At 64.1% G+C, this 21,380-nt stretch carries 28 protein-coding genes; 18 read left to right on the top strand and 10 right to left on the bottom strand.

Translation table 11 applies throughout. The features are described from left to right. Window positions 1-221: 221 nt before the first annotated feature. Window positions 222-551, top strand: a complete 330-nt coding sequence (locus IEX32_RS06015; RefSeq protein WP_188769513.1) for a Rieske (2Fe-2S) protein — start codon at window positions 222-224, stop codon at window positions 549-551. A gap of 95 nt (window positions 552-646) precedes the next feature. Here the strand turns inward: IEX32_RS06015 and IEX32_RS06010 are convergent, their stop codons facing one another. After that, entirely contained in the window at window positions 647-2,233 is a 1,587-nt protein-coding gene (locus IEX32_RS06010) for a GMC family oxidoreductase (protein ID WP_188769510.1), read from the bottom strand. A 172-nt stretch (window positions 2,234-2,405) separates the two neighbouring features. On the opposite strand from IEX32_RS06010, the gene IEX32_RS06005 reads away from it, so the two are divergent. Continuing rightward, window positions 2,406-3,269 (top strand): TIGR03620 family F420-dependent LLM class oxidoreductase, encoded by an 864-nt coding sequence (locus tag IEX32_RS06005; RefSeq protein ID WP_188769508.1) that lies wholly within the window; start codon window positions 2,406-2,408, stop codon window positions 3,267-3,269. Between the two features lie 422 nt (window positions 3,270-3,691). Here the strand turns inward: IEX32_RS06005 and IEX32_RS06000 are convergent, their stop codons facing one another. The 7 genes from IEX32_RS06000 to IEX32_RS05970 all read right to left on the bottom strand — a co-directional run bounded on the left by IEX32_RS06000 (window position 3,692) and on the right by IEX32_RS05970 (window position 7,371). Further along, window positions 3,692-3,895 carry a hypothetical protein gene (locus IEX32_RS06000; RefSeq protein ID WP_188769506.1) on the bottom strand — a complete coding sequence of 68 codons (204 nt, stop codon included), beginning with the start codon at window positions 3,893-3,895 and terminating at the stop codon, window positions 3,692-3,694. A 93-nt stretch (window positions 3,896-3,988) separates the two neighbouring features. Beyond that, entirely contained in the window at window positions 3,989-4,432 is a 444-nt protein-coding gene (locus tag IEX32_RS05995) for a DUF1810 domain-containing protein (RefSeq protein WP_188769504.1), read from the bottom strand. Window positions 4,433-4,450: 18 nt separating this feature from the next. Continuing rightward, window positions 4,451-4,660 (bottom strand): hypothetical protein, encoded by a 210-nt coding sequence (locus IEX32_RS05990; protein WP_188769502.1) that lies wholly within the window; start codon window positions 4,658-4,660, stop codon window positions 4,451-4,453. 104 nt (window positions 4,661-4,764) lie between these two features. After that, entirely contained in the window at window positions 4,765-5,601 is an 837-nt protein-coding gene (gene dapD, locus IEX32_RS05985) for a 2,3,4,5-tetrahydropyridine-2,6-dicarboxylate N-succinyltransferase (RefSeq protein ID WP_188769500.1), read from the bottom strand. Window positions 5,602-5,670: 69 nt separating this feature from the next. After that, on the bottom strand, window positions 5,671-6,333 hold the full coding sequence (gmk, locus tag IEX32_RS05980; protein WP_229736139.1) for a guanylate kinase: 663 nt from the start codon (window positions 6,331-6,333) through the stop codon (window positions 5,671-5,673). A 77-nt stretch (window positions 6,334-6,410) separates the two neighbouring features. Continuing rightward, window positions 6,411-6,833 carry a hypothetical protein gene (locus tag IEX32_RS05975; protein WP_188769498.1) on the bottom strand — a complete coding sequence of 141 codons (423 nt, stop codon included), beginning with the start codon at window positions 6,831-6,833 and terminating at the stop codon, window positions 6,411-6,413. Between the two features lie 34 nt (window positions 6,834-6,867). Next, entirely contained in the window at window positions 6,868-7,371 is a 504-nt protein-coding gene (locus tag IEX32_RS05970; protein ID WP_188769496.1) for an SspB family protein, read from the bottom strand. Window positions 7,372-7,546: 175 nt separating this feature from the next. Between IEX32_RS05970 and hisB the strand changes: the two genes are divergently transcribed. From hisB to pal, 13 genes are all read left to right on the top strand, one after another. After that, window positions 7,547-8,140, top strand: a complete 594-nt coding sequence (gene hisB, locus IEX32_RS05965; protein WP_188769494.1) for an imidazoleglycerol-phosphate dehydratase HisB — start codon at window positions 7,547-7,549, stop codon at window positions 8,138-8,140. Between the two features lie 7 nt (window positions 8,141-8,147). After that, on the top strand, window positions 8,148-8,777 hold the full coding sequence (hisH, locus tag IEX32_RS05960) for an imidazole glycerol phosphate synthase subunit HisH (RefSeq protein ID WP_188769492.1): 630 nt from the start codon (window positions 8,148-8,150) through the stop codon (window positions 8,775-8,777). A 1-nt stretch (window position 8,778) separates the two neighbouring features. Further along, on the top strand, window positions 8,779-9,510 hold the full coding sequence (gene hisA, locus IEX32_RS05955) for a 1-(5-phosphoribosyl)-5-[(5-phosphoribosylamino)methylideneamino]imidazole-4-carboxamide isomerase (protein ID WP_188769490.1): 732 nt from the start codon (window positions 8,779-8,781) through the stop codon (window positions 9,508-9,510). A gap of 3 nt (window positions 9,511-9,513) precedes the next feature. After that, on the top strand, window positions 9,514-10,275 hold the full coding sequence (hisF, locus tag IEX32_RS05950; protein ID WP_188769488.1) for an imidazole glycerol phosphate synthase subunit HisF: 762 nt from the start codon (window positions 9,514-9,516) through the stop codon (window positions 10,273-10,275). Window positions 10,276-10,407: 132 nt separating this feature from the next. After that, the gene (locus IEX32_RS05945) at window positions 10,408-10,581 is read left to right on the top strand and encodes a PEP-CTERM sorting domain-containing protein (RefSeq protein WP_188769486.1); all 174 of its coding nucleotides are present in this window, start codon (window positions 10,408-10,410) and stop codon (window positions 10,579-10,581) included. 49 nt (window positions 10,582-10,630) lie between these two features. Next, window positions 10,631-10,960 carry a phosphoribosyl-ATP diphosphatase gene (locus IEX32_RS05940; RefSeq protein WP_188769484.1) on the top strand — a complete coding sequence of 110 codons (330 nt, stop codon included), beginning with the start codon at window positions 10,631-10,633 and terminating at the stop codon, window positions 10,958-10,960. Window positions 10,961-10,986: 26 nt separating this feature from the next. After that, window positions 10,987-11,364 carry a histidine triad nucleotide-binding protein gene (locus IEX32_RS05935; RefSeq protein WP_188769481.1) on the top strand — a complete coding sequence of 126 codons (378 nt, stop codon included), beginning with the start codon at window positions 10,987-10,989 and terminating at the stop codon, window positions 11,362-11,364. Window positions 11,365-11,475: 111 nt separating this feature from the next. Continuing rightward, a complete protein-coding gene (locus IEX32_RS05930; RefSeq protein ID WP_188769479.1) occupies window positions 11,476-11,979 on the top strand; it encodes a YbgC/FadM family acyl-CoA thioesterase in 504 nt (167 codons plus the stop codon). Then, window positions 11,976-12,686 carry a protein TolQ gene (gene tolQ, locus IEX32_RS05925; protein ID WP_188769477.1) on the top strand — a complete coding sequence of 237 codons (711 nt, stop codon included), beginning with the start codon at window positions 11,976-11,978 and terminating at the stop codon, window positions 12,684-12,686. The genes IEX32_RS05930 and tolQ overlap by 4 nt, the downstream gene beginning before the upstream one ends. Continuing rightward, window positions 12,686-13,141 (top strand): ExbD/TolR family protein, encoded by a 456-nt coding sequence (locus tag IEX32_RS05920; protein ID WP_188769475.1) that lies wholly within the window; start codon window positions 12,686-12,688, stop codon window positions 13,139-13,141. The genes tolQ and IEX32_RS05920 overlap by 1 nt, the downstream gene beginning before the upstream one ends. A gap of 14 nt (window positions 13,142-13,155) precedes the next feature. Further along, a complete protein-coding gene (gene tolA / locus IEX32_RS05915) occupies window positions 13,156-14,007 on the top strand; it encodes a cell envelope integrity protein TolA (protein WP_188769473.1) in 852 nt (283 codons plus the stop codon). Continuing rightward, window positions 14,004-15,398, top strand: coding sequence for a Tol-Pal system beta propeller repeat protein TolB (tolB, locus tag IEX32_RS05910; RefSeq protein ID WP_188769471.1), 1,395 nt, complete (start codon window positions 14,004-14,006; stop codon window positions 15,396-15,398). The genes tolA and tolB overlap by 4 nt, the downstream gene beginning before the upstream one ends. Window positions 15,399-15,557: 159 nt before the next feature. Next, a complete protein-coding gene (pal, locus tag IEX32_RS05905) occupies window positions 15,558-16,046 on the top strand; it encodes a peptidoglycan-associated lipoprotein Pal (RefSeq protein ID WP_188769767.1) in 489 nt (162 codons plus the stop codon). 4 nt (window positions 16,047-16,050) lie between these two features. Here pal and IEX32_RS05900 read toward each other — a convergent pair whose 3' ends face one another. Then, window positions 16,051-16,242, bottom strand: a complete 192-nt coding sequence (locus tag IEX32_RS05900; RefSeq protein WP_188769469.1) for a hypothetical protein — start codon at window positions 16,240-16,242, stop codon at window positions 16,051-16,053. A 140-nt stretch (window positions 16,243-16,382) separates the two neighbouring features. On the opposite strand from IEX32_RS05900, the gene IEX32_RS05895 reads away from it, so the two are divergent. Together IEX32_RS05895 and IEX32_RS05890 are read left to right on the top strand one after the other, a co-directional pair. After that, a complete protein-coding gene (locus IEX32_RS05895) occupies window positions 16,383-16,916 on the top strand; it encodes a J domain-containing protein (protein ID WP_188769467.1) in 534 nt (177 codons plus the stop codon). Window positions 16,917-17,239: 323 nt separating this feature from the next. Further along, on the top strand, window positions 17,240-17,599 hold the full coding sequence (locus IEX32_RS05890; RefSeq protein WP_188769465.1) for an EthD domain-containing protein: 360 nt from the start codon (window positions 17,240-17,242) through the stop codon (window positions 17,597-17,599). Between the two features lie 38 nt (window positions 17,600-17,637). On the opposite strand, the gene IEX32_RS05885 is transcribed toward IEX32_RS05890, so the two are convergent. Further along, complete coding sequence (locus tag IEX32_RS05885; protein ID WP_188769462.1) at window positions 17,638-19,524, bottom strand: CocE/NonD family hydrolase; 1,887 nt, start codon at window positions 19,522-19,524, stop codon at window positions 17,638-17,640. Window positions 19,525-19,791: 267 nt separating this feature from the next. On the opposite strand from IEX32_RS05885, the gene IEX32_RS05880 reads away from it, so the two are divergent. Next, window positions 19,792-21,354, top strand: coding sequence for a TonB-dependent receptor (locus IEX32_RS05880; protein ID WP_188769460.1), 1,563 nt, complete (start codon window positions 19,792-19,794; stop codon window positions 21,352-21,354). Window positions 21,355-21,380: the final 26 nt, after the last annotated feature.

The following is a 21,380-nucleotide window of genomic DNA, read 5'->3' as shown; positions in this document are numbered from 1 at the left end:
CTGGTTCTCCGGCCGGGAGAATCGACACCTCAACACGACATCAAAGCGATCAAGCGCTGGCCGGGCTTCGAAGAAAGCTGGCTTGATCGAACAATCCGCCGAGCCGTTCGGGTCGCACCGCAGGTCGAGTGGAGGGGGAGGAGCACAAGGCGTGGCGGGTTATCCTGCCACGCCTTGTTGTTGCCCGCCACGACCCCGGGCGAACGGAAAAGGGGATTGCGATGGAGTTCGTGAAAGTGGCAAGCGCATCGGATATTGCCGATGGAGCGCTGGTTCCGGTCGAAGCCAAGGGCGTGAAGCTGCTGGTGACGAAAGTGGGCGGCACGTTCTATGCGGCGCAGCGCAAATGCCCGCATCTGGGCTTCAACTTGTGCCGGGGAAAGCTTGAGGGCCGCTCGGTGGTCTGCGCGCTGCACAAGGCGAAGTTCGACCTGACGACGGGGAAGATCGAGCGCGACCCGAAGTTCCTCTTCATCGACATGAAGGCGAGGAACGAGCTTGCCGTCTATCCGGCGAAGGAAGAGGACGGCGCGGTGTGGGTCGAAATATAGAGCGCGCCGTTCGCTCGCTTTCTGTCCACTTCAGAGGAGAGGATGCGGGGTGATCGCTGCTCGTTCCCGGATCGCTGTCCATCGCCCACCTCGTTTCAGTTCCTCGTGGCGGCGAGGACCATGGCCGCGCCCTTTTCCGCGATCATCATGGTCGGTGCATTGGTGTTGCCTGACGTGATCGTCGGCATGACCGAGGCATCGATCACGCGCAGCGAACCCACGCCGTTCACTCGCAGCTCGTGATCGACCACGGAGCCCATGGCCGCCGTGCCGACGGGGTGGAAAATGGTCGTCCCGATGTCCCCTGCCGCGCGCTGCAGCTCCTCTTCGCTCTGGAACGCGATGCCGGGGCGGACCTCCTGCGGACGGTACCGCGCGAGCGCTGCCTGCGAGACGATCCCGCGCGTGATGCGGATCGCCTCGGCCGCCACGCGGCGGTCCTCTTCGGTGGAGAGGTAGTTCGGGCGGATGCCAGGCGCGGCTGCGGGGTCGGCGCTGACGATCCGGCTGGTGCCCCGGCTCTCGGGGCGCAGGTTGCACACGCTCGCGGTGAAGGCGGGGAAGGGGTCGAGCGCGCCGCCGAAGGCTTCGAGGCTCAAGGGCTGCACGTGATATTCGAGGTTGGCGGTCGCGTAGCGTTCGTGGCTCTTTGTGAAGACGCCGAGCTGGCTGGGTGCCATGGCCATCGGACCGCTGCGGCGCAGCACGTATTCCAGGCCGATCAGCGCCTTGCCGAAAAGGTTCGCGGCCCGCTGGTTGAGCGTCGGGACGCCTTCGACGCGCCAGGCACAGCGCAGTTGCAGGTGATCCTGCAGGTTCGCGCCGACTTCGGGGCGGTCGACGAGGGGGATGATACCAAGCTCTGACAGGCGCCGCGCGTCGCCGATGCCGCTGCGTTCGAGAATCGCGGGCGATCCGATCGCGCCCGCCGCCAGCAGCACTTCGCCGCGAGCCCGTGCCACCCGCTGTTCGCCGCCAAGTGAGTAGGCGATGCCGGCGGCGCGGCCGTGCTCGACGATAACCCTGTCCACGAGGGCGCCCGTCTGGACCTTGACGTTGGCCCGCGATCTGACCGGGCGCAGGAAGGCATCCGCCGCGCTCCAGCGCCAGCCCTTGCGCTGGGTGACCTGAAAGAAGCTCGCGCCTTCATTGTCGCCGCGATTGAAGTCGTCGATGGGTTCGATGCCATATTCGGCGCAGGCATCGCGGAAGGCCTCCAGGACGGTCCAGCGCAGCCGCTGCTTCTCGACACGGATTTCGCCGCCGCTGCCGTGAAATTCGCCGGGGCCTTCGAAGTGGTCTTCGGCCTGCTTGAAGCAAGGCAGCACGTCGTCCCATCCCCAGCCGGGATTCCCGGCCTGGCGCCACCCGTCATAGTCCGCCGCCTGGCCGCGCATGTAGATCATGCCGTTGATCGAGGAGCAGCCGCCCAGCACCCGGCCGCGCGGGTATTTCAGCGCGCGGCCGCCCAGGCCGGCTTCGGCTTCGGTCGACATGCACCAGTCGGTGCGCGGATTGCCGATGCAGTAGAGATACCCCACCGGTACGCGAATCCAGAGGTAGTTGTCCTCACCGCCCGCCTCCAGCAGCAGCACCCGCGTCCTGGTATCCGCGCTCAGTCGGTTGGCGAGCACGCAGCCGGCGCTGCCGCCGCCGACGATGATGAAGTCGAACTCTTCCATGCGTTTCCGGCTAGGCTTGGCGAAATGCGCAATCAAGCCGCCATTTGCGCCGCATCCGCGCAATCGGCGAACCCGCGGTGGCGATCTATGGGGCATTTCCCGCAAAGCGCTTGAAGCGGTGCCGGCCGCGCATCAACATGGCGTCCCCTCAGTGCACACAAAGGGAAGAGTCATGACCACGCCCGCAATCGGGAAAATCGGGATATGGTCGCTGGAGCTGCGCTTCGGCGACAAGGCGGAAGGCAGCAGTGCCGCGGCGGAACTCGACGAACTGGGTTATGGCGCTCTGTGGATACCCGGCGGGATCGACGACGGGGCGCCCGCCGATGTCGAGAGGCTGCTTGGTGCCACGCGGCGGACCGTGATTGCCACCGGCATTCTCAACGTGTGGCGGCACGAGCCGTCGCAACTGGCGGCCTGGTTCTCGGCCCTTCCCGATGCGCACAAGATGCGCACTCTGCTGGGCCTGGGTGTCAGCCACGGCCCGATCATCGGCGAGAAATGGGGCAAGCCGCTGGCCGTGGCGCGGCAGTTTGTCGACGGCCTCGAAGCGGCGGGGATGGACAGGGACAACCTGTGCCTCGCCGCACTGGGGCCGAAGATGCTGGCCCTTGCCGGCGAGCGCACCGCCGGCGCGCATCCCTATCTGGTGACGCCCGAGCATACGGCTGAGGCGCGCGCGATTCTCGGACCGGGCAAGCTGCTCGCCCCGGAGCAGGGCGTGATCCTCGAGGAAGATCCGGTCCGCGCGCGCGAACTCGCGCTGGCCGCGCTCGAGAGCTATCGCAGGCTGCCCAACTACCGGAACAACTGGCTGCGGCTGGGATTCTCGGAGCAGGAAATCGACGAAGCGAACGACCGCCTCATCCATACGCTTTTCGCCGTCGGCGGTGTTGACCGCGTGGCGGAGCGGGTCAAAGCCCATCTCGATGCCGGGGCCGACCACGTCTGCCTGCAGGTGATCGCCGGCGCGCGCGGCGGCGACTTCGCTACTTTGCTGCCGCACTGGAGGCGCCTGGCCGACGCGCTCTTGTGATCGCCGCGCTTTTTCGGGTGATGTCGGAAAATTTTACGACAACGAATTTGCGTGGTTTTTCAAGCCGCCAATCCTGCAACAGTGAGCTTTTCCGGGCTCGTTAACTTTTTGGAAAGTGATTGCCCATAACCCTACGTAATGCAGGGGATGGCGGCCATGTCGCCATTTTTGACAGAAGCCGCTGGCGCTCGGGGGCACAAGTTTCGTCGGGGGGTGAAACTTTGATCCAGGGGGGATCGCAATCGTACCGGTTGCGCTCGGCAATCCGCCTTCGTCAGCGGCTTCTTCCTTGCCTCTCGCCATTCAACCGGAACTTGCGCCGCAGCCGGCAAGATAGCACGCGAATGTCGCGCCCGGCCGCGTTGCCGATGCGTTCCACCTCTTGCCGGACGGACGGAACGATCCCTCCGTCCGTGGCTCGGCTATCCGCCGAGGGCGTGCTGCTCGGCCGTGACCGGCCAGCCATTCGCAGGCCTTTCGGACAAGGCGCGCGTGATCCACACGGCTGACATGGCGATTATTGCCAGGGCAAGACTTACGAGCAGTACATAGCGCACGATATGAGGCGTGCTGCCGGCGCGTGCCTCGTCCGTGTCGACATGCACTTCTTCACCGATGCGTTGCATAGTCGCTCTCCCGATGGCTCGGCGACTTTGGCGCCGCTTTCAACTTCGGGCCATCAGGCGTACGATAGCAGGAAAGCCGGCGGTAGGCGAGGGTCAGCTTTCGAGGGCGGATGCGTCCGGCGTGCCGCCGATCCGCTCGAGAGTTCGCGCGTCACGATGGTTGCCGCAGAAGGCCTCGATCCCGCGAGCAAAGCGTTCGCTGCCGCCGGCGGCCTCGAACAGCGTCATGGAACTGCGGAACTTGAGCGCATCGACTTCGCCCAGGATGGCTGGCGCGCTTCGTTTGCCGGCCCATTCGAGCATGGCCCCGGTACATTCCTCCAGCCGGGGGCCGAGTACCGGATGGGCGAGGTATTCGCGTGCTTCGGCCAGATCGGCAATCGCATAGAAGCGCGCGGTCTCGCTGCGTCCCAGCCCGGCGATCTGCGGAAATATGAACCACATCCAGTGACTGCGCTTGTCGCCGGCCCGAAGCTCGGCAAGCGCCTGCGGGTAGATTCGGCGCTGTGCGTCGAGGAAGCGTTCAAGCCGTGCCATATGCCATGATCCCGGGGACTACGGCGCTTCACCCTGTATGGTCCGGGCGCTTTCGCTACCGGTGCGCTCAGGGTTCTCGTCGGTGAGCGCCCCGGTAATCCAGATTGCCGAAAGCGCGATGATCGCCAGCGCCAGGCTGATGAGCAGGACGTAGCGCACGATATGCGGCGTATTGCCTGCGCGTGCTTCTTCGACGTCGACGTGAACTTCGTCGCCACGGGTTTCCATGGTGCGTCTCCCTTATCGATTGACGGCCTTTCGGCCCCACTTTCCAAGGGAAACACACCAAGGCGGGCAGCGTTCCGACCGCTTTCGGCCGGCAGTGCGCCGGATCAGTCGCGCAGAAGCTCGTTGATACCGGTCTTGGAGCGGGTCTGCGCGTCGACGGTCTTGACGATCACCGCGCAGTAGAGCGAGGGGCCGGGCGTGCCGTCGGGCAGGGGCTTGCCGGGCAGCGCGCCGGGCACGACGACCGAATAAGGCGGCACCTTGCCCATGTGGACCTGGCCTGTCGCACGGTCGACAATCTTGGTCGAGGCGCCGAGGAACACGCCCATCGAGATCACCGCGCCTTCGCCAACGACCACGCCTTCGGCCACTTCCGAACGGGCGCCGATGAAGCAGTTATCCTCGATGACCACCGGGCCGGCCTGCAGTGGCTCCAGCACGCCGCCGATGCCGACGCCGCCCGAAATGTGCACGTTCCGGCCGATCTGGGCACAGGAACCGACGGTCGCCCAGGTGTCGACCATGGTGCCTTCGCCGACGAACGCGCCGATGTTGACGAAGCTCGGCATCAATACGACGCCCTTGGAGATATAGGTGCCGCGCCGGGCGACGGCACCGGGAACGACACGGAAGCCGGCCTTGCGGAAGTCTTCCTCACCCCATCCGTCGAACTTGACCGGAACCTTGTCGAACGCGGACGAGCCGCCGGCGGCGCCCGGAACCGGAGCATTGTCGTTGAGGCGGAAGCTGAGCAGCACGGCTTTCTTGAGCCACTGGTTCACTTTCCAGCCGCCCTGTCCGTCCGGCTCGGCGACGCGCGCGGCGCCCGATTCGATCAGGCCGAGCGCTTCGTCGACAATCTTACGGACATCGCCGCTCTTGGGGGTGACGGTGTCGCGCGCTTCCCAGGCGGCTTCGATCGCGGATTCGAGTTCGGACATGGTCTGCAATCTCCGGCAAAATTCGTTCCGGGCGCGCCTAGAGCCTGCGCGCGCGCAGGACAAGTCTCGTCAGGGTGCCATCAGCTCGCGGACGAAGCCGATCAGGCCCGTCTGGCGCGCGCGGCGCATGCGTTCGGCGGCAAGAATCTGCTCTACCTTGGCGAAACAGGCGTCGACGTCGTCATTGACCACGACGTAGTCATAGCCGTCCCAGTGGCTGATTTCCGAGCGGGCGCGCTCCATGCGGGCGGCGATCACTTCGGGGCTGTCGGTGCCCCGGCCGGTGAGGCGGCGGTGCAGTTCGTCGATGCTCGGCGGCAGCAGGAAGACGCGCACGACGTCGCGTTCCAGCTTCTGGTAGAGCTGCTGCGTGCCTTGCCAGTCGATGTCGAAGATATAGTCCTGACCTTCCTTGAGGCCGGCCTTCACCTGCGCCTTGGGCGTGCCGTAGCTGTGGCCGAAAACGGTCGCCCATTCGAGGAATTCCTCGGCTTCGACCATTTTGTCGAACTGGGTCTGGCTGATGAAATGATAGTCGCTGCCGTCCACTTCGCCTGCGCGCGGCGGGCGCGTGGTGCAGGAAACGGACATGCGGATGTGCGCGTCGCGCTCCAGCAGCATGCGTGAGATCGTGGTCTTGCCCGCGCCGGAGGGCGAGGACAGGATGAACATCAGGCCGCGACGGGCGAGCGTATCGCCGGCGGCATGGGAAGTCTGGGAAGCAGAAACCATGTCTCCCGATGGCGGGCAGTGCGGTTCAAATCAAGAGGGTTGGGCGATTATGGCAACGTGTCCGGCCGGTATGGCGCTCAGGAGCGTTCGGCTTCTTCCGCGCCTGCTTCCGCCATGTCGTCCAATGCCGCCTCGCCTTCGGCCTTTGCCTGTCGCGCCTTGCCGCGGTCGTACAGGGTCTTGGCGATCAGTCCGCCGCCGACGAGAATCGCCCCCGGGATCGACTGCATGGCAATCCGCGAAAGCGCGGTGTGGAAAATCGTTTCCTTGAAGCTGCGCCCCTTGAGGATCGCCTTGGCCTTGCCCGGCGTATACTTCCTGCCCAGCAGCGTCTTTTCGACCGCGCGGCGCGCCAGGAACGAGCCGCCGCGCAGGGCAATGTCCGCGATGGCGAGATTGGTATGCACATTGGGGCTGGGCGCGGCGAGATCGCTGGCGGACGGATCTGTCTTGCCCTCGGCCTTGCCGGTTGCGCTCTCCTGGGATTTCTTCGTGGCCATCGAGCCTTCTTTCCCGGGCCCCGGCTCGCCCGTTCTACTTCTTCTTGCCGAAGTCGACCGAGACGACGTTCGAACCATCGTCGCTGGGAGTAATGCGCGAGGCGACGTCGCGTTCCTGGCCGTCGTTGCCGGCCATGCCCGACATGTCCTCGTGCTCGTCCTCGGCCATGGCCTGGAACTGGAGGCCGAAATCGACCGCCGGGTCGACGAACGCGGTGATCGCCGAAAAGGGAACGTCCAGCTTTGCGGGACGCTGGTTGAAACTCAGGCTGACCGAAAAGCCGTCTTCACCCACCGAAAGGTCCCAGAACTTGTTCTGCAGGACGATGGTCATCTCGTCCGGGAAACGCGTCCTCAGGTCGGCCGGAATGCTGACGCCCGGCGCTCCCGTCTTGAAGGTGATGTAGAAGTGATGGGTGCCGGGAAGCACACCGTTCGAGGCTTCGACCTGACCGAGAACGCGGCCCACAACGGCGCGCAGGGCTTCCTGTACGATCTCGTCGTAGGGGATCAGGCTGTCTGGTGGCGTGTCGTTCATTGCGCCCTAGGTGCGCATCGTTCATGGTCTGGTCAAGCTTATTGACGCGTCTTTTTTAGACCTCTCCCATGGTTATTCCAAGGTAATCGGCCTAAATGCCGGGGAATAACGAGCCGGTGCGCCGCTTGTTCGCGCGCGATTGATTCCGCCGGATACAGGTCTATAGGCCCAAGCCATGCGTACAGCTTCGATCACCCGCACGACCCATGAGACCGACATCGCCGTCGAAGTGAACCTCGATGGCACCGGCGCTTACGACGTTTCGACCGGAATCGGTTTCCTCGATCACATGATCGAGCAGTTCTCCCGCCATTCGCTGATCGACATCACCTGCCGCATCAAGGGTGATCTGCACGTCGACCAGCACCACACGGCCGAGGATAGCGCCATCGCCATCGGCCAGGCCATTGCGCAGGCGCTGGGCGACAAGGCGGGGATCGGTCGCTATGGCCAGGCCTATTCGCCGATGGACGAGACGCTCGCGCGGGTTGCGCTCGATATTTCCGGGCGGCCCTATTTTGTCTGGAAGGCCGCCTTCACGCAGGAGAAGCTGGGCGAACTCGATACCGAACTGGTCGAGCACTGGTTCCACTCGATTTCGCAGGCGGTGGGCATCACCCTGCACATCGAGCTGCTCTACGGCGCCAACAACCACCACATCTGCGAGGCGATCTACAAGGGCTTTGCCCGCGCCATGCGCAGCGCCGTGGAACTTGACCCGCGCAAGGGCGGCGCGATTCCTTCCACCAAGGGCCAACTCGGGGGCTGAACGGCGGATGGCGCAAGTCCTTGCCCTGATCGACTATGGCGCAGGCAATCTCCATTCGGTCGCCAATGCGCTGAAGGCGGCGGGCGCGTCCCGCGTGGCGGTCACGGCCGATCCCGACGTTGTGCGGGCGGCGGATCGCATCGTCCTGCCCGGTGTCGGCTCGTTCAGGGCTTGCGCAGAGGGGCTCTGGGGCATCGCCGGCATGGTCGAGGCGATGACCGAGCGGGTCCACGTCGGCGGGGCGCCGTTTCTTGGCATCTGCGTGGGAATGCAGCTTCTGGCGACGCGCGGGCTGGAGCATGGCGTCACCGAGGGGCTCGACTGGATCGGCGGCGAAGTCCGCCTGATCGAGCGGACCGACCCGGCGATCAAGGTTCCGCACATGGGCTGGAACGATGTTTCGGTGGGCCGCAAGGACCCCGCGCACGGGCTGGTGGAGCGCGGCGAAGCCTATTTCCTCCACTCCTATCACTTCGCGCCCGACGACGGCCACACCGTCGCCGCCATGACCGACCACGGCGGCGGCCTTGTGGCGGCCGTCGCGAAGGACAATGTCGTGGGCGTGCAGTTCCACCCGGAGAAGAGCCAGGCATACGGGCTTTCCCTCCTGTCCCGTTTTCTCGATTGGAAGCCCTGAGATGATCGTCTTTCCCGCCATTGACCTCAAGCAGGGCCAGGTCGTGCGCCTCGCCGAGGGCGACATGGCGCGCGCTACTGTCTATGGCGACAATCCGGCCGCGCAGGCGATGCTTTTCGCCGATGCCGGTTCGCAGTTCCTGCACGTCGTCGATCTCGACGGCTCATTCGCCGGCAGGGCGGAAAACCGCGAGGCCGTAGAGGCGATTCTCGAGGTTTTTCCCGGCCACGTCCAACTGGGCGGCGGCATCCGTACGCCAGAGGCGGTCGCGGGCTGGTTCGAGCTGGGTGTCAGCCGCGTCGTCATGGGCACCGCCGCGCTCAAGGACCCGCAGTTCGTCAAGGACATGGCCCGCGAGTATCCCGGCGGCATCGTCGTCGCCGTTGACGCGCGCGACGGCATGGTCGCGACCGAAGGCTGGGCGGAAGTGTCCGACGTGTCGATCGTGGACATGGCCCGGCGTTTCGAGGACGCGGGCGTCGCCTCGTTGCTCTTCACCGATATCGGCCGCGACGGGTTGCTCAAGGGCTGCAATGTCCAGGCAACCGTCGATCTCGCGCGCCAGACCGACCTTCCGGTCATCGCCTCGGGCGGCGTCAAGGGCCTCGACGATATCCGCATGCTGGTCCTGCACGAACGGGACGGCATCGAGGGCGTGATTACCGGGCGCGCGCTCTATGACGGCCGCCTCGACCTCGCGACCGCCATCCGGATGGCGCAGGGGGACGACTGAGCCGTGACCGTCCGCATCCGCATCATTCCCTGCCTCGACGTTGCCAATGGCCGCGTGGTCAAGGGCGTGAACTTCGTCGATCTCAAGGACGCGGGCGATCCTGTCGAGCAGGCGCGCGCCTATGACGCTGCCGGAGCGGACGAACTGTGCTTCCTCGACATTTCCGCCAGCCACGAAGGGCGCGGCACGCTGCTCGATATCGTCCAGCGCACGGCCGAAGTTTGTTTCATGCCGCTCACCGTGGGCGGCGGCGTGCGCACGGTAGAAGATGCGCGCGCACTGCTGCTTGCGGGCGCGGACAAGGTCGCGGTCAACTCCGCCGCGGTCACGCGGCCGGAAGTGGTGGCGGACATCGCCGGGAAATTCGGTTCGCAATGCATCGTCGCCTCGGTCGATGCGCGCCGGGTGGGCGAAGGGCGCTGGGAAATCTTCACGCACGGCGGACGGCGGCCGACGGGAATCGACGCTCTCGAACATGCGCGGACACTTGCCGGCCTTGGCGCCGGTGAGCTTCTGGTAACCTCGATGGATGGCGACGGGACGCAAAACGGCTACGACCTCGAACTGACCCGCGCGATTGCCGATGCGGTTTCGGTGCCGGTCATCGCCAGCGGCGGCGTGGGCACGCTCGATCATCTCGTCGAAGGCGTGACCAAAGGACACGCCAGCGCCGTTCTCGCCGCCTCGATCTTCCACTTTGGCAAGTATTCGATAGCCGAAGCTCATGCCGCGCTGCGTACAGCGGGACTTCCGGCCCGCGCCTGACTTAAACGCCTCGGTGGTAAGGACTTAGCGGTGCAGATGATCCATACCGGGACAGGCCGCCCGTGTTACTTGCTGCGCTGCCGCAATTGGTGAATTGCCCTAAGGACTGGCCGAATCATCGAGGTCTTCCCCGTGCGATCGCTAAGGTATCTTCCTTCCGCCGTCTGCGCCTGGCTGGCGCCTGTTCCCGCGTTTGCGGCCGGGGCCGCGGTGCTGCCCGAGCCGAGCAGCCTCGCGCTGCTGGGCATAGGCATCGCCGGCGTCATTCTCGGCCGCCATCTTTCCTCGCGCAAGCCGCGCGATTGATCGCGGCGGCTTGACCGCGCCCGCGCCGCGCCGCATGGCTTGGCGCGTGATGAATAGCCCGCAAGACACCCTGAGCCGCCTCGAGGTCACGATCGCGGCGCGGCGCGATGCCGATCCCGAAACCAGCTATGTCGCAAAACTCAACGCCAGGGGCGTGGGCAAGATCGCCCAGAAGCTCGGCGAGGAAGCGACCGAGACGGTTATCGCTGCCCTCACGCAGGATCGCGAGGAATTGATCGGTGAGGCCGCCGACCTCATGTTCCATCTGCTGGTCCTGCTGGGTGCGAAGGGCGTGCCGCTGGCCGACGTGCTGGCGGAACTCGACCGCCGCGAGGGTCTTTCCGGGATTGCCGAGAAAGCCTCGCGCCCCAGGGGCTGAAAGACAACCATTCGCGGGAGCACCGAATGCCCATCGATCCCAAGCTGCCTTACGACGAGAACAACATCTTCGCGAAGATCCTGCGCGGCGAGCTGCCTTGCGCCAAGGTCTACGAGGACGAACACGCGCTCGCGTTCAACGACATCCGCCCGCAGGCGCCGGTCCACGTGCTGGTCGTGCCGAAGGGGGCCTACGTTTCGTGGGACGATTTTACCGCCAACGCGGATGACGCAGAGATCGCGGGCTTCATGCGCGCGGTCGGCAATGTCACGCGCCAGCTCGAGCTTGACGGTCCGGGCTACCGCCTGATGGTCAACATGGGCACCGCCGGCCACCAGGAAGTTCCGCACCTGCACGTACACATTTTCGGCGGGCGCCAGTTCTTCCACATGATCTGCGACTGAGCTGCGCGGGCGAGATATCCACATGTGGGCGGCCGTAGCGTTAACCGTGAGCGGCGAAACGCTGACAATGGCTTTGCAGTGCGGTGCGGCCCCGCTAAACATCCGCGCGGCATGACGGCTATTCCAGAACCCAGCAGCGGCGTGATCGACGGCGGCGTCCACCGCTATGCCCTGCGCGTCTACTATGAGGACACAGACGCCGGCGGCGTGGTCTATCACGCCAATTACCTGCGCTGGTTCGAGCGTGCCCGCTCGGACTTGCTCGAACGGCTGGATATAGACCAGCGTGCCGCCCTTGATGCAGGCGAGGGGCTCTATACGGTGGCCGAAGCCGCATTGCGCTATCGCGCGCCGGCCCGGCTGGGCGATGTCGTGGTTATAGAGACCTTCGCGGAAAGGGTCGGCCGCGTCAGCTGCACGCTGCGCCAGGTCGCCTGGCGGGGCGAGGTCCGGCTTTGCGACGCGACCATAAAGGTGGGGTTCATCCGCCCTGATGGACGACCGCGCGGACAACCTGCCGCCTGGCAACAAGCCTTCGATTCGCTCGTTGCCGGGCGAATGCTCATACAAACCTCGGCCTCAGGCCCCGATTCCTGCCCGGAAGGACAAGAATGACACTCGACCTGCTCGCGCTTGCCGCCACGTTCGACGTCGCGCCCGATCGGCTCAATCCGGTCAAGCTGTTTCTCGATGCCGACATCGTCGTGCAGACGGTCATGATCGGCCTGTTGCTCGCCAGTATCTGGGTATGGATGATCATCGTCACCTTCACGATGCGCATGGGCAGCATTGCGAAGCGTTGCAACAACTATGAAGAGGGGTTCTGGGAGGCCGAGAATTTCGAAGCCTACCAGAAGAACCTCGGCCGTCGGAATGTCCCGCTGGGCCGGGTTGCCGGCGCCGGCCTGGCAGAGTGGCGGCGCAGCGCGGCGATGCGCTCGCTCGACCATGAAGGTGCGCGCCAGCGCATCGCCTTGGCCATGAGCACGTCAGTGGGCGAGGAGGCGGACAACCTCTCCGATCGCCTGAACTTCCTGGCGACTACCGGTGCGGTCGCGCCCTTTGTGGGCCTTTTCGGTACCGTCTGGGGCATCATGAACAGCTTCTTTCAGATCGGCCAGCAGCAGAATTCCTCGCTCGCGGTCGTCGCCCCCGGAATCTCCGAGGCCCTGTTCGCGACCGCTATCGGCCTCTTCGCGGCGATCCCGGCCGTCATTGCCTACAACCGCTTCTCGCACCGGGTGAATTCGCTCGAGGCGCGCATGCAGCGCTTTGCCGACAAGCTTCACGCCGCGCTCACCCGCCAGCTGGAACAGCGCTGATGGCGATGGGCGTGTCAGGAGGCGGCGGTGCCCGCCGCAGGGGGCGCGGCACCCGCGCGCCGATGGCTGACATCAACGTCACCCCGCTGGTCGACGTCATGCTGGTGCTGCTGATTATCTTCATGGTCACCGCGCCGCTCCTCAAGGCTGCGGTGCCGATCGAACTGCCCGACAGCCGAGCCAAGGCGATGTCCGAGGAAGCGCAGCAGATCACCCTGACCATCCGCCGCGACGGCGCGGTGTTCTACGAGGATTTGCCGCTGGCGCCGGGCGAGCTGCCCGACAGGCTCGCTTCGATCACTCCCGGCCCCGACGGGAAGAAGCCGCTGGTCACGCTGCACGCGGACAAGGCGCTCGATTATGGCACGGTCATGGGCGTGATGGGCGAACTCAACCGCGCCGGTTTCACGTCGATCTCGCTGGTGACCGGCGTCAGCAGCCGTTCAGGCGCCTGAGGTAGGGTGGCGCCATGGCGACGCTCGGCCTGCGCAGGGATGAGAGGATCGGTCTCGCGGTTGCGCTTGCGCTTCACGCGGCGGTTCTTGGTGCCTTGTTTCTGGATCCGCACAGCGACCAGCTGGTAGAGCCGCCCGAGCGTATCGAAGTGACGATCAGCGACGAATATGGCCTGACCTCGACTTCGCTCGACCCCTTCAGCCAGGCCGCGCCCGACATGGCGCCGACGATCGGCGAGGCGCCGCCCGCATCGGCGGCGCTTCCCGACCCCCGGCCGTCGCCTCTGCCGCCCGAGCCGGCCGCGCGCGCGGTCGAGCCCGCCCGTCCCGCCCCCCAGCCCAAGAAGGCCCCGAGCAGGGAGACGACCGCGAGCCGCCAGAAGAGCGCGATCGACGATATCGTCTCGAGCCCCAGCCGTCCTTCGCCGAAGTCCGCGCCCCGCCCGGCCGAGAAGACCGGCGGCAGCCGCGTGGGATCGGACTTTCTGGAGGGCGTGGCCGGCGCGCAATCGGCGCAAGGCAAGGGCGCGCCGGCGGCCGAGATCGGGCCACAGGTGCGCTCGGCGCTCTCGGCGGCGATCACGCGCCAGCTCAAACCGCACTGGCAGGCGCCGCAAGGCCCCGAGGCGGAAGAGCTGGTCACCTACCTTGCGTTCAATCTCAACAAGGACGGCAGCCTTGACGGCCGACCGACCGTCCTGCGCCAGACCGGCATCACCGACGTCAATCGCAACCAGGCCTCGCGTCATGCCGAGCAGGCGGTGCGGGCGGTGCAACTGGCGGCGCCTTTCAATCTTCCCCCGGAATACTACGATGCGTGGAAACGCGTTTCGTCGTTCAAGTTCGACAAGAGGCTATCGCAATGACCCCCCGCATTCTTTCGCTTGTCACCGTGTTCGCCCTGTCGGCGGCCTATCCCGCAGCGGCGCAGCCGGCCGCGCCGGTTCCCGCGCCCGCTGCCCCGGGCGGGCTGGAGGTGGATCAGGGGGGGCTGACTGGCTCCGTTTCCGATGAGAGCGACTGGCAGGACCTCGGCATCGCCATCACTACTTTCGCGACCGACGCGAACGTGCCGACACAGACCAACGCGGGTTCCACCGCGGCGCTGGGCCGTGCGCTTTCGCAGGTCGTGGCCGACGACCTCAGGAACAACGGCCTGTTCAAGCCCTCTGGGCCGGCGGGTCTTCCGCAGCCAGCGTTCGGGGAAGTGCAGGCCCCCAACTATCCGGTGTGGTCGGTCCGCAGCACCGACATGCTGGTGCAGGGCTATGTGCGGGCCAGCGGCAACGGTCAGCTCACGGTCGGCTGCTATCTCTATGACGTGGCGCTCAAGCAGCAGCTTGCCAAGGGCGGCTGGCAGGTCGGCCCTTCCGACTGGCGCCGCGCCGCGCACAAGTGCGCCGACATGGTCTATTCGCGCCTCTCGGGCGAAAGCCCGTTCTTCGATTCCAAGATCGCCTACATCGCCGAGACCGGACCCAAGGACCGCCGGATGAAGCGCCTGGCGATCATGGATTCGGACGGCGCCAATCACCGCTATCTGACAAGCGGGCAGGCCACCGCGCTCACGCCGCGCTATTCGCCTGACTATTCGAAGATCCTCTACCTGTCCTACCTCAACGGCCAGCCGAGCATCTATGCCTATGACCTCGCCACCAATACCCAGAAGCTGATCGCCCGCACCGGCAATCCGACCATCGCCCCGCGCTGGTCGCCCGATGGCAGGTGGGTGCTCTATTCGATGGCGACTGGCGGCAGGACCGACATCTACCGCGTTTCTTCCGCGGGCGGCGGCACCCCGCAGCGGCTCACCAACGGGCCCGGCATCAACATCGGCGGCAGCTATTCGCCCGACGGCAGCCAGATCGTGTTCGAAAGCGACCGTTCAGGCAGCCAGCAGATCTACCTGATGAATGCCGATGGTTCCAACCAGCGCCGCATCAGCTTCTTCGGCGGCCGTTCGGCAACGCCCGAATGGAGCCCGCGCGGGGACCAGATCGCCTTTACCCACATCGCCGGAAACCTGCGTATCGCGGTGATGAGTCCGAACGGAAGCGGGATGCGCTACCTGACCAATTCCTGGCAGGACGAGGCGCCCACCTGGTCTCCCAACGGCCGCATCGTACAGTTCTTCCGGACCGAGAAGAACTCCGGAATTGCCTCTATCTGGCAGGTCGACCTGACCGGCCGGAACGAGCGGAAACTGCCCACGCCCGTCGGGGCCTCCGACCCCGCGTGGGGTCCGGTACGTCCCTGATCGTCAACGGGTTTTCGTTGGCGTGCATTCAGCTTTGTTTTATCTATCTTGAATGAAACCACAGCCAGTGCGAATCATTGCGCCCGGCTGTGCAGAACAGGAGATTGCCCGATGTCTAACCTTCTTCCGACGTTGCATTTTTCGAAGACCGGATCGACGATGCTCCTGTTCGCAGGGGCGCTGGCTGTTTCCGCTTGCGCGTCCAAGGCGCCCAAGGAACTGCCGCCCGAGCCCGGCCCGGCGACCACCACTCAGACCCAGCCCAGCGACCTTGGCCCGGTGGCCGGCAGCCAGGCTGACTTCGCCGCCCGGATGACGGGGGCGGACACGATTTACTTCGACACCGACAAGTACGATATCGACGCGACGGACCAGGCTGCGCTCGCCAAGCAGGCGCAGTGGCTGATGCAGTATTCCAACAAGCGCGCCACCATCGAGGGCCACTGCGACGAGCGCGGCACCCGCGAATACAACCTCGCGCTGGGGGAGCGCCGCGCCAATGCGGCCAAGAACTATCTCGTCAGTCTCGGCATCGACGCTTCGCGCGTCACGACGATCAGCTATGGCAAGGAACGGCCGGTCGCGCTGGGTTCGGACGAGCAGGCCTGGGCGCAGAATCGCCGCGCCGTCACCGTGACGATCGACTGACCGGTCAGTCGAACAGTTGGAGGAATTCGCCCGGGCTCTTCGGCAGCTCGGGCGTTCCCACGCTGACCGTCAGCCCGGTTCCGGACAGGAACTGGGAGGGGCCGAGCGGCATTCGCTCGACGTTTTCGCCGAACAGCACGTAGATCGCCATCATCAGGACGGAAAAGCTCGCGGAAATGGCCAGGCGGTCGCTCATCGGGGCCTCGATCGCTGAGAGTCCTAAATCTAACCTTGCTGAGTAAGTATTGCAATGCAGCAATATCTTTCCGTCATAGCCGGCTTCCGCACACTTTCAAGGCTTGCATCAGGCGCGAGTCGGAGCCTATCGCCAGCAGGATGAGCCGCGCACGCCGATCGATGGACTGGGGTTTCCCGCGCTGGCGCGGTTACGAATCCGCACGCGAGGCGGCTCAGGTGCGCCTGTGCGACCGCTATGGCTGCACCGAACCGGGCGATTGCCCGGCGCCCAAGAGCCCCAGCAGCCCCGAACGCTGGTACTTCTGCCAGAAGCACGCGGCTGAATACAACGCGGGATGGGATTACTTTGCCGGCCTCACCGCCGAGGAAGCCGCCGCGCGCGAACACAAGGAACGCCAGACCCACGAGGGCTACCACGAATCGGCGCACTATGGCTGGGCCGGCTCTGGCGACGGCAGCCGCAGCCGCGACGAGTTGCGCGCGCTTGAGGCGCTCGGGCTCGATCCCGATGCCGATTTCGACGCGGTACGCAAGGCGTGGAGGACCAAGGCCAAGGAAGTGCACCCGGACGTGCGGCCCGGCGATGCCGAAGCGGCCAAGGCGTTCCAGACCTATCAACTCGCCTACGAGGTCCTGCGCGCGGCGGAAGAACGGCGCGAGTGGCGAGGATGACGGCTCCGTAGACTGATCGCGGTCGTACCGAGACGCCAAGTGCTATGGCGGTGAAAGGTGGCTCGCGTCGCAGCCTGCAGCGTCGAGGGTTTGTTAATTTCGTCGTCTGACGCGCTACGTCCCTTCCTTACCAATAGGGGCAATTGCCCTGGCCGTGTGATGTAATGATACAAAACGGTTTCTGTCACATAATCATCTGGCCAGAGATCTCATCTGGGACACGCGAGGGCCGAACAGATGCCGCAAGTGACCGTCAGGAGGTCACTTGCGACCGTATCGATCCGCTACTGACAGCGGGAACAGACTCCAAACGAGAGGGCGAGATGATCAAGATACTCTGCTTCCTGCGCCGCAAGGACGGCATGACCCTGGCCGAGTTCAAGGCCTACTACGAGAATAATCACGCCCCGCTGATCAAGCGGCTGCTGCCGTTCTACGACAGCTACAAGCGCAACTTCGCCGCCGAGGTGCAGAATTATGCGACGGGCCACATCGACAACAAGGCCGCCGGCGCACGCGACTTCGACGTGGTCACCGAGCTGACGTTCTCCAGCCAGGAGAACTATCAGAAGATGATCGATGCGCTGAGCGATCCGGTAATCGGCGGCGAGATCGCACGGGACGAAGAGAATATCTTCGATCGTGACGACATACGCGTCTTTCTGGTCGAGGAATGCGAATAGGCGCTGCGACACCCGTTCAAAGTGGATGAGGTCTGGCGTCAGCCTTGCGGCAATCGATCTCGTGGCATCTCGACCGGCGGCAATTCTTCTACCGGGAGCGGACGGGTGTAGAACCGCCCGCTGGGTCCCGATGGGAAAGGCGGGTCTATCCAATGCCGTGCGCGATCGGCCGGCACCACCGGCAGTTCGATCGCGGAAGGCCGCGCCGCGTGATGGTAGATCGTTTGCCGCGCCACTTGGTAATCATCTGGAGTGGCGGCGGAAAGATCGATGAAGCACTGCGGATTGATCTCGCTGTTCGGATAATCGCTGCTGGAGATAATGACCCGGACGCGATGGCCTTTCCTGAACAGGTTGCTGGTTGCCGGTAGTTCGATTTCATATTGCTCGATGGTCCCCGGAGTCAGGGCTTCGGGCGCCGTGCGCGATTTGCGATAGCGACCCCGGGCCATGCCGGTCGCCAGATTGTAGGACCGGCCATCGGGAAAAACATCGACGAGCTTGACGAACCAGTCGGCATCCGCCGAAGACGATGCCGCATGGAGAATGGCGCGGATTGGACCCGTCACTTCCATATCGGCCTCCAGCGCCGCCGTCGTGTAGACAAGAATATCCGCTCGGTGATCGTTCGGCCGCTGATCCGCCGGTCCACCATGAAGGGAATGGCCGCCAAGCGAGGGAACCGGATCGCGCGGATCGCTGACATAAGTGTCCGCCGGTTCATCGTCTTTGGGAGGCGCCAGGGACAACAGGCCGTCCCCCGAGGCGCCGTTCGCGCTGCCGCCGCTGTCCAGATAGAAGAGCGTTGGCCGCGCATCAGGCAGCGGCCAATCCTGCTCGGCACGCCACCGATTTTCACCCATCACATAAAGCGTGACGCGGTGATCGTCCGCCTTATCGGCGACGCCGAGGAGGTGCCGGTCCATCCAGGCGCCCGTCATCGCGACATCATCGACCAGCGCATCGGGGAAATGGCACAGCATACCGCTTGTGACATGACCCCATGGCCCCACGACCAGCCGCTGCCCCTCGCGTGCCGCCTGCGTGGCTCCATGCCGGGAAATATTGACGAACGCGTCGAGCGAGTTGCGGCTGAACAGATCGTACCAGCCGGTGAAATGCAGGACGGGCGTCCTTATCTTGTCGTAGCGCCCGGCGGTATCGTTGTTCGCGAAGAAACCGGGATCGTCCCGATTGTCGAGCCATAAGTTCCAGAATGGCATGTGCCGGTTTATGGGCACGTCCCGCAGGCTGTGACCCCGCGCGATTTCAAAGGCAAGCTCAGGCATTGCCATCAGCATCTGAGGCGCCGCGTAACCAGTCGGCAGCCCCAGCGCCCGCGCATCGGCCTCGATCGCGGCGACCACATCCGCGCCAAGATGCGGTGCGGCGGTGAACGCCATCGCCATCGTCCAGCATAAGGCCGTGCCGTCCATCACGCCTGACGAGTAAACCCAGCCATTGGTGAACTGATTGACCCCCGGCACCTGGACGAATGCCGCGTCGATTTCACTGCCATCGGTCTGGAGGTGCAGCAGCTGCACGCCCCCCATATAGGATGGCCCGGTGGTTCCGATCTTGCCGTTGCACCAGGGCTGCTGCTTGATCCAGCGGACAGTGTCGATCCCGTCCTGCCGCTCACCCCAACCTTCGTTCATCATCGGCTCGAACACTCCGTCCGATCCACTAGTGCCGCGCACGTCCTGGACGAAAACGGCATAGCCGCGGCGGGTCAGATAGGTCGGCGTGCCGAACGAACCTTGCACGGCACGCTTGTCGTAGGGCGTGCGAACGATGACGACCGGATATCGCGCATCCGGCGCGATCTGTCCCGCATTCATTGGCAGATAGAGATCCGCGGCGAGGTCGACGCCATCGCGCATCGATACCTTGAGATCGCGGCAAACCGCTATTTGCGTGTTCATATGGTCGCCTTGCACGATGTTTCCCAACTATTGAGGGCGTCATCGAGCACGCGGCCGACATGCTCGATGACGCAATCGCGCGCTCGCCGGTTGCGATCTCGCGTCAACGATCAAACCGTATGCTACGGGTGACGCCCACTCGCAAACATCGTATCTCAATTTTCATCCGGATGCAGCATAATTTTATATATTGACAGCATGATGAAATTGTTTGCACTATACAGCACAACGAGCCGCTCGCTGAGGGTGGCAGATGGGGAGGGTAATATGAACTTGAAGGCGCGCTATCTCGTGGGTGTCGCTCTCGTGCAGGCTCTCGCGCCTCATGCTTATGCTCAGGTTGCAGAGGGGCAGGCGCAGACTTCCCTGCCTGGCTCGGAATCAGTTCCTGATGCGTTGTCCCCAAGGGCGACACGATCAAACGAATCCACGGCCTTCGAAGAGATTGTGGTCACTGCGCGGCGATCTGAAGAGAACCTTCAGGATGTTCCACTGAGCGTTACCGCCTTCTCCATGCGTTCGCTTGCCGAGAAAGGCGTGCGGGACATCTATGATCTCCAGCAGGCAACGCCCGGGCTGAGTGTGGGTGCCACGCAATCCGAGGGACGCTCCGCGGGATCTTATAACGTCCGCGGTCAGAAGGCCGCCGCTGACGATGCGCCTCCAGGTGTGGTTACCTATCTTAACGATGTGCCAGTGATTGGCGGTGAGATATCTCGTGCGCTATTCGACCTTGATAGCGTCCAGGTTCTCAAGGGCCCGCAGGGAACTCTGTTTGGACGCAATACAAACGGGGGCGCAATACTATTCAATACTGTCGCGCCTCGCGACGAATTCGGCGGCTATGTTACCGCGCGCTATGGCAATTATAACAATCGATATTTCGAGGGCGCTATCAATGTACCAGTAACTGAAAGTCTGGCCATTCGTGCTGCCGGAAACCTTGAGCGGCGCAACGGATTTACGAAGAACGATGCCGGCCCTGACATCGACAATGTTCATTACCAGAACGGTCGTCTCTCGATCCGTTTCAAGCCCGATGACATCGTCGAAAACACTCTGGTCTTCAACTACACACGTATTCAGGAACGTGGGGCTGGTGAGATCATGGTCAGCCTGGCTCCTTGTACCGCGACGTCTGCTCCAACGACCGCCTCGTGCCTTCTGGTACCCGCCCTCGGCTTTGATCCCAGTGTTACGGAGCAATTTGCCGACCAGCAGGCACGCGGCATTCGTCGCGTCAGTCAGAGTAAGCCCAGCACGACCAATGTCGAGGCGTACGGCGTATCGAACACAACGACGGTGTCAATTGACAACATCACAGTCAAAAACATCTTCGGCTATCATCACTACAAGTTCTGGGGCTATCAAGACAAGGACGGCCTCGAGGGCGAAATCTTGGCTGTGAATTACAACCGTCGCACCCATACGATTACAAACGAGCTTCAAGTTCAAGGCTCGTTTTACGATGACAGGTTGAATGTCATTGCCGGTGGATTTTACCTCAGCAGGCAAGAGGACCCGTTCTGCGGAGTCAGTGGCGGTTTCTGTGCGACGAACGAGGGCCAACTCTTTCTGCCATTGTTCTTCAACAACAACCAATATGAGCATCGTGACGACACCAGCAAAGCCCTCTTCGCGCAAGTGGGCTTTGAGATCACGCCCACTCTGACAGCGACGGTGGGTTACCGCTACACGTGGGACACAACCAAGTTAACTGATCGGCATGATCGGGTCTTTCTAGCGGGCAATTGTCGCGCGGCGATCTGGATGAGAGAGCGCGACGATCAAGATGAGAATCCGGTGTCTCGGGATTGGCGGAGGGCGTAGCCCGTAGCCGGTCCCGAGACACCGGA

The organism is Novosphingobium endophyticum, from assembly GCF_014640675.1.
Lineage (GTDB): Bacteria > Pseudomonadota > Alphaproteobacteria > Sphingomonadales > Sphingomonadaceae > Novosphingobium > Novosphingobium endophyticum.
Note: the sequence above shows the minus strand (reverse complement) of the source record. Positions and strands in the feature narration are given on the sequence as shown.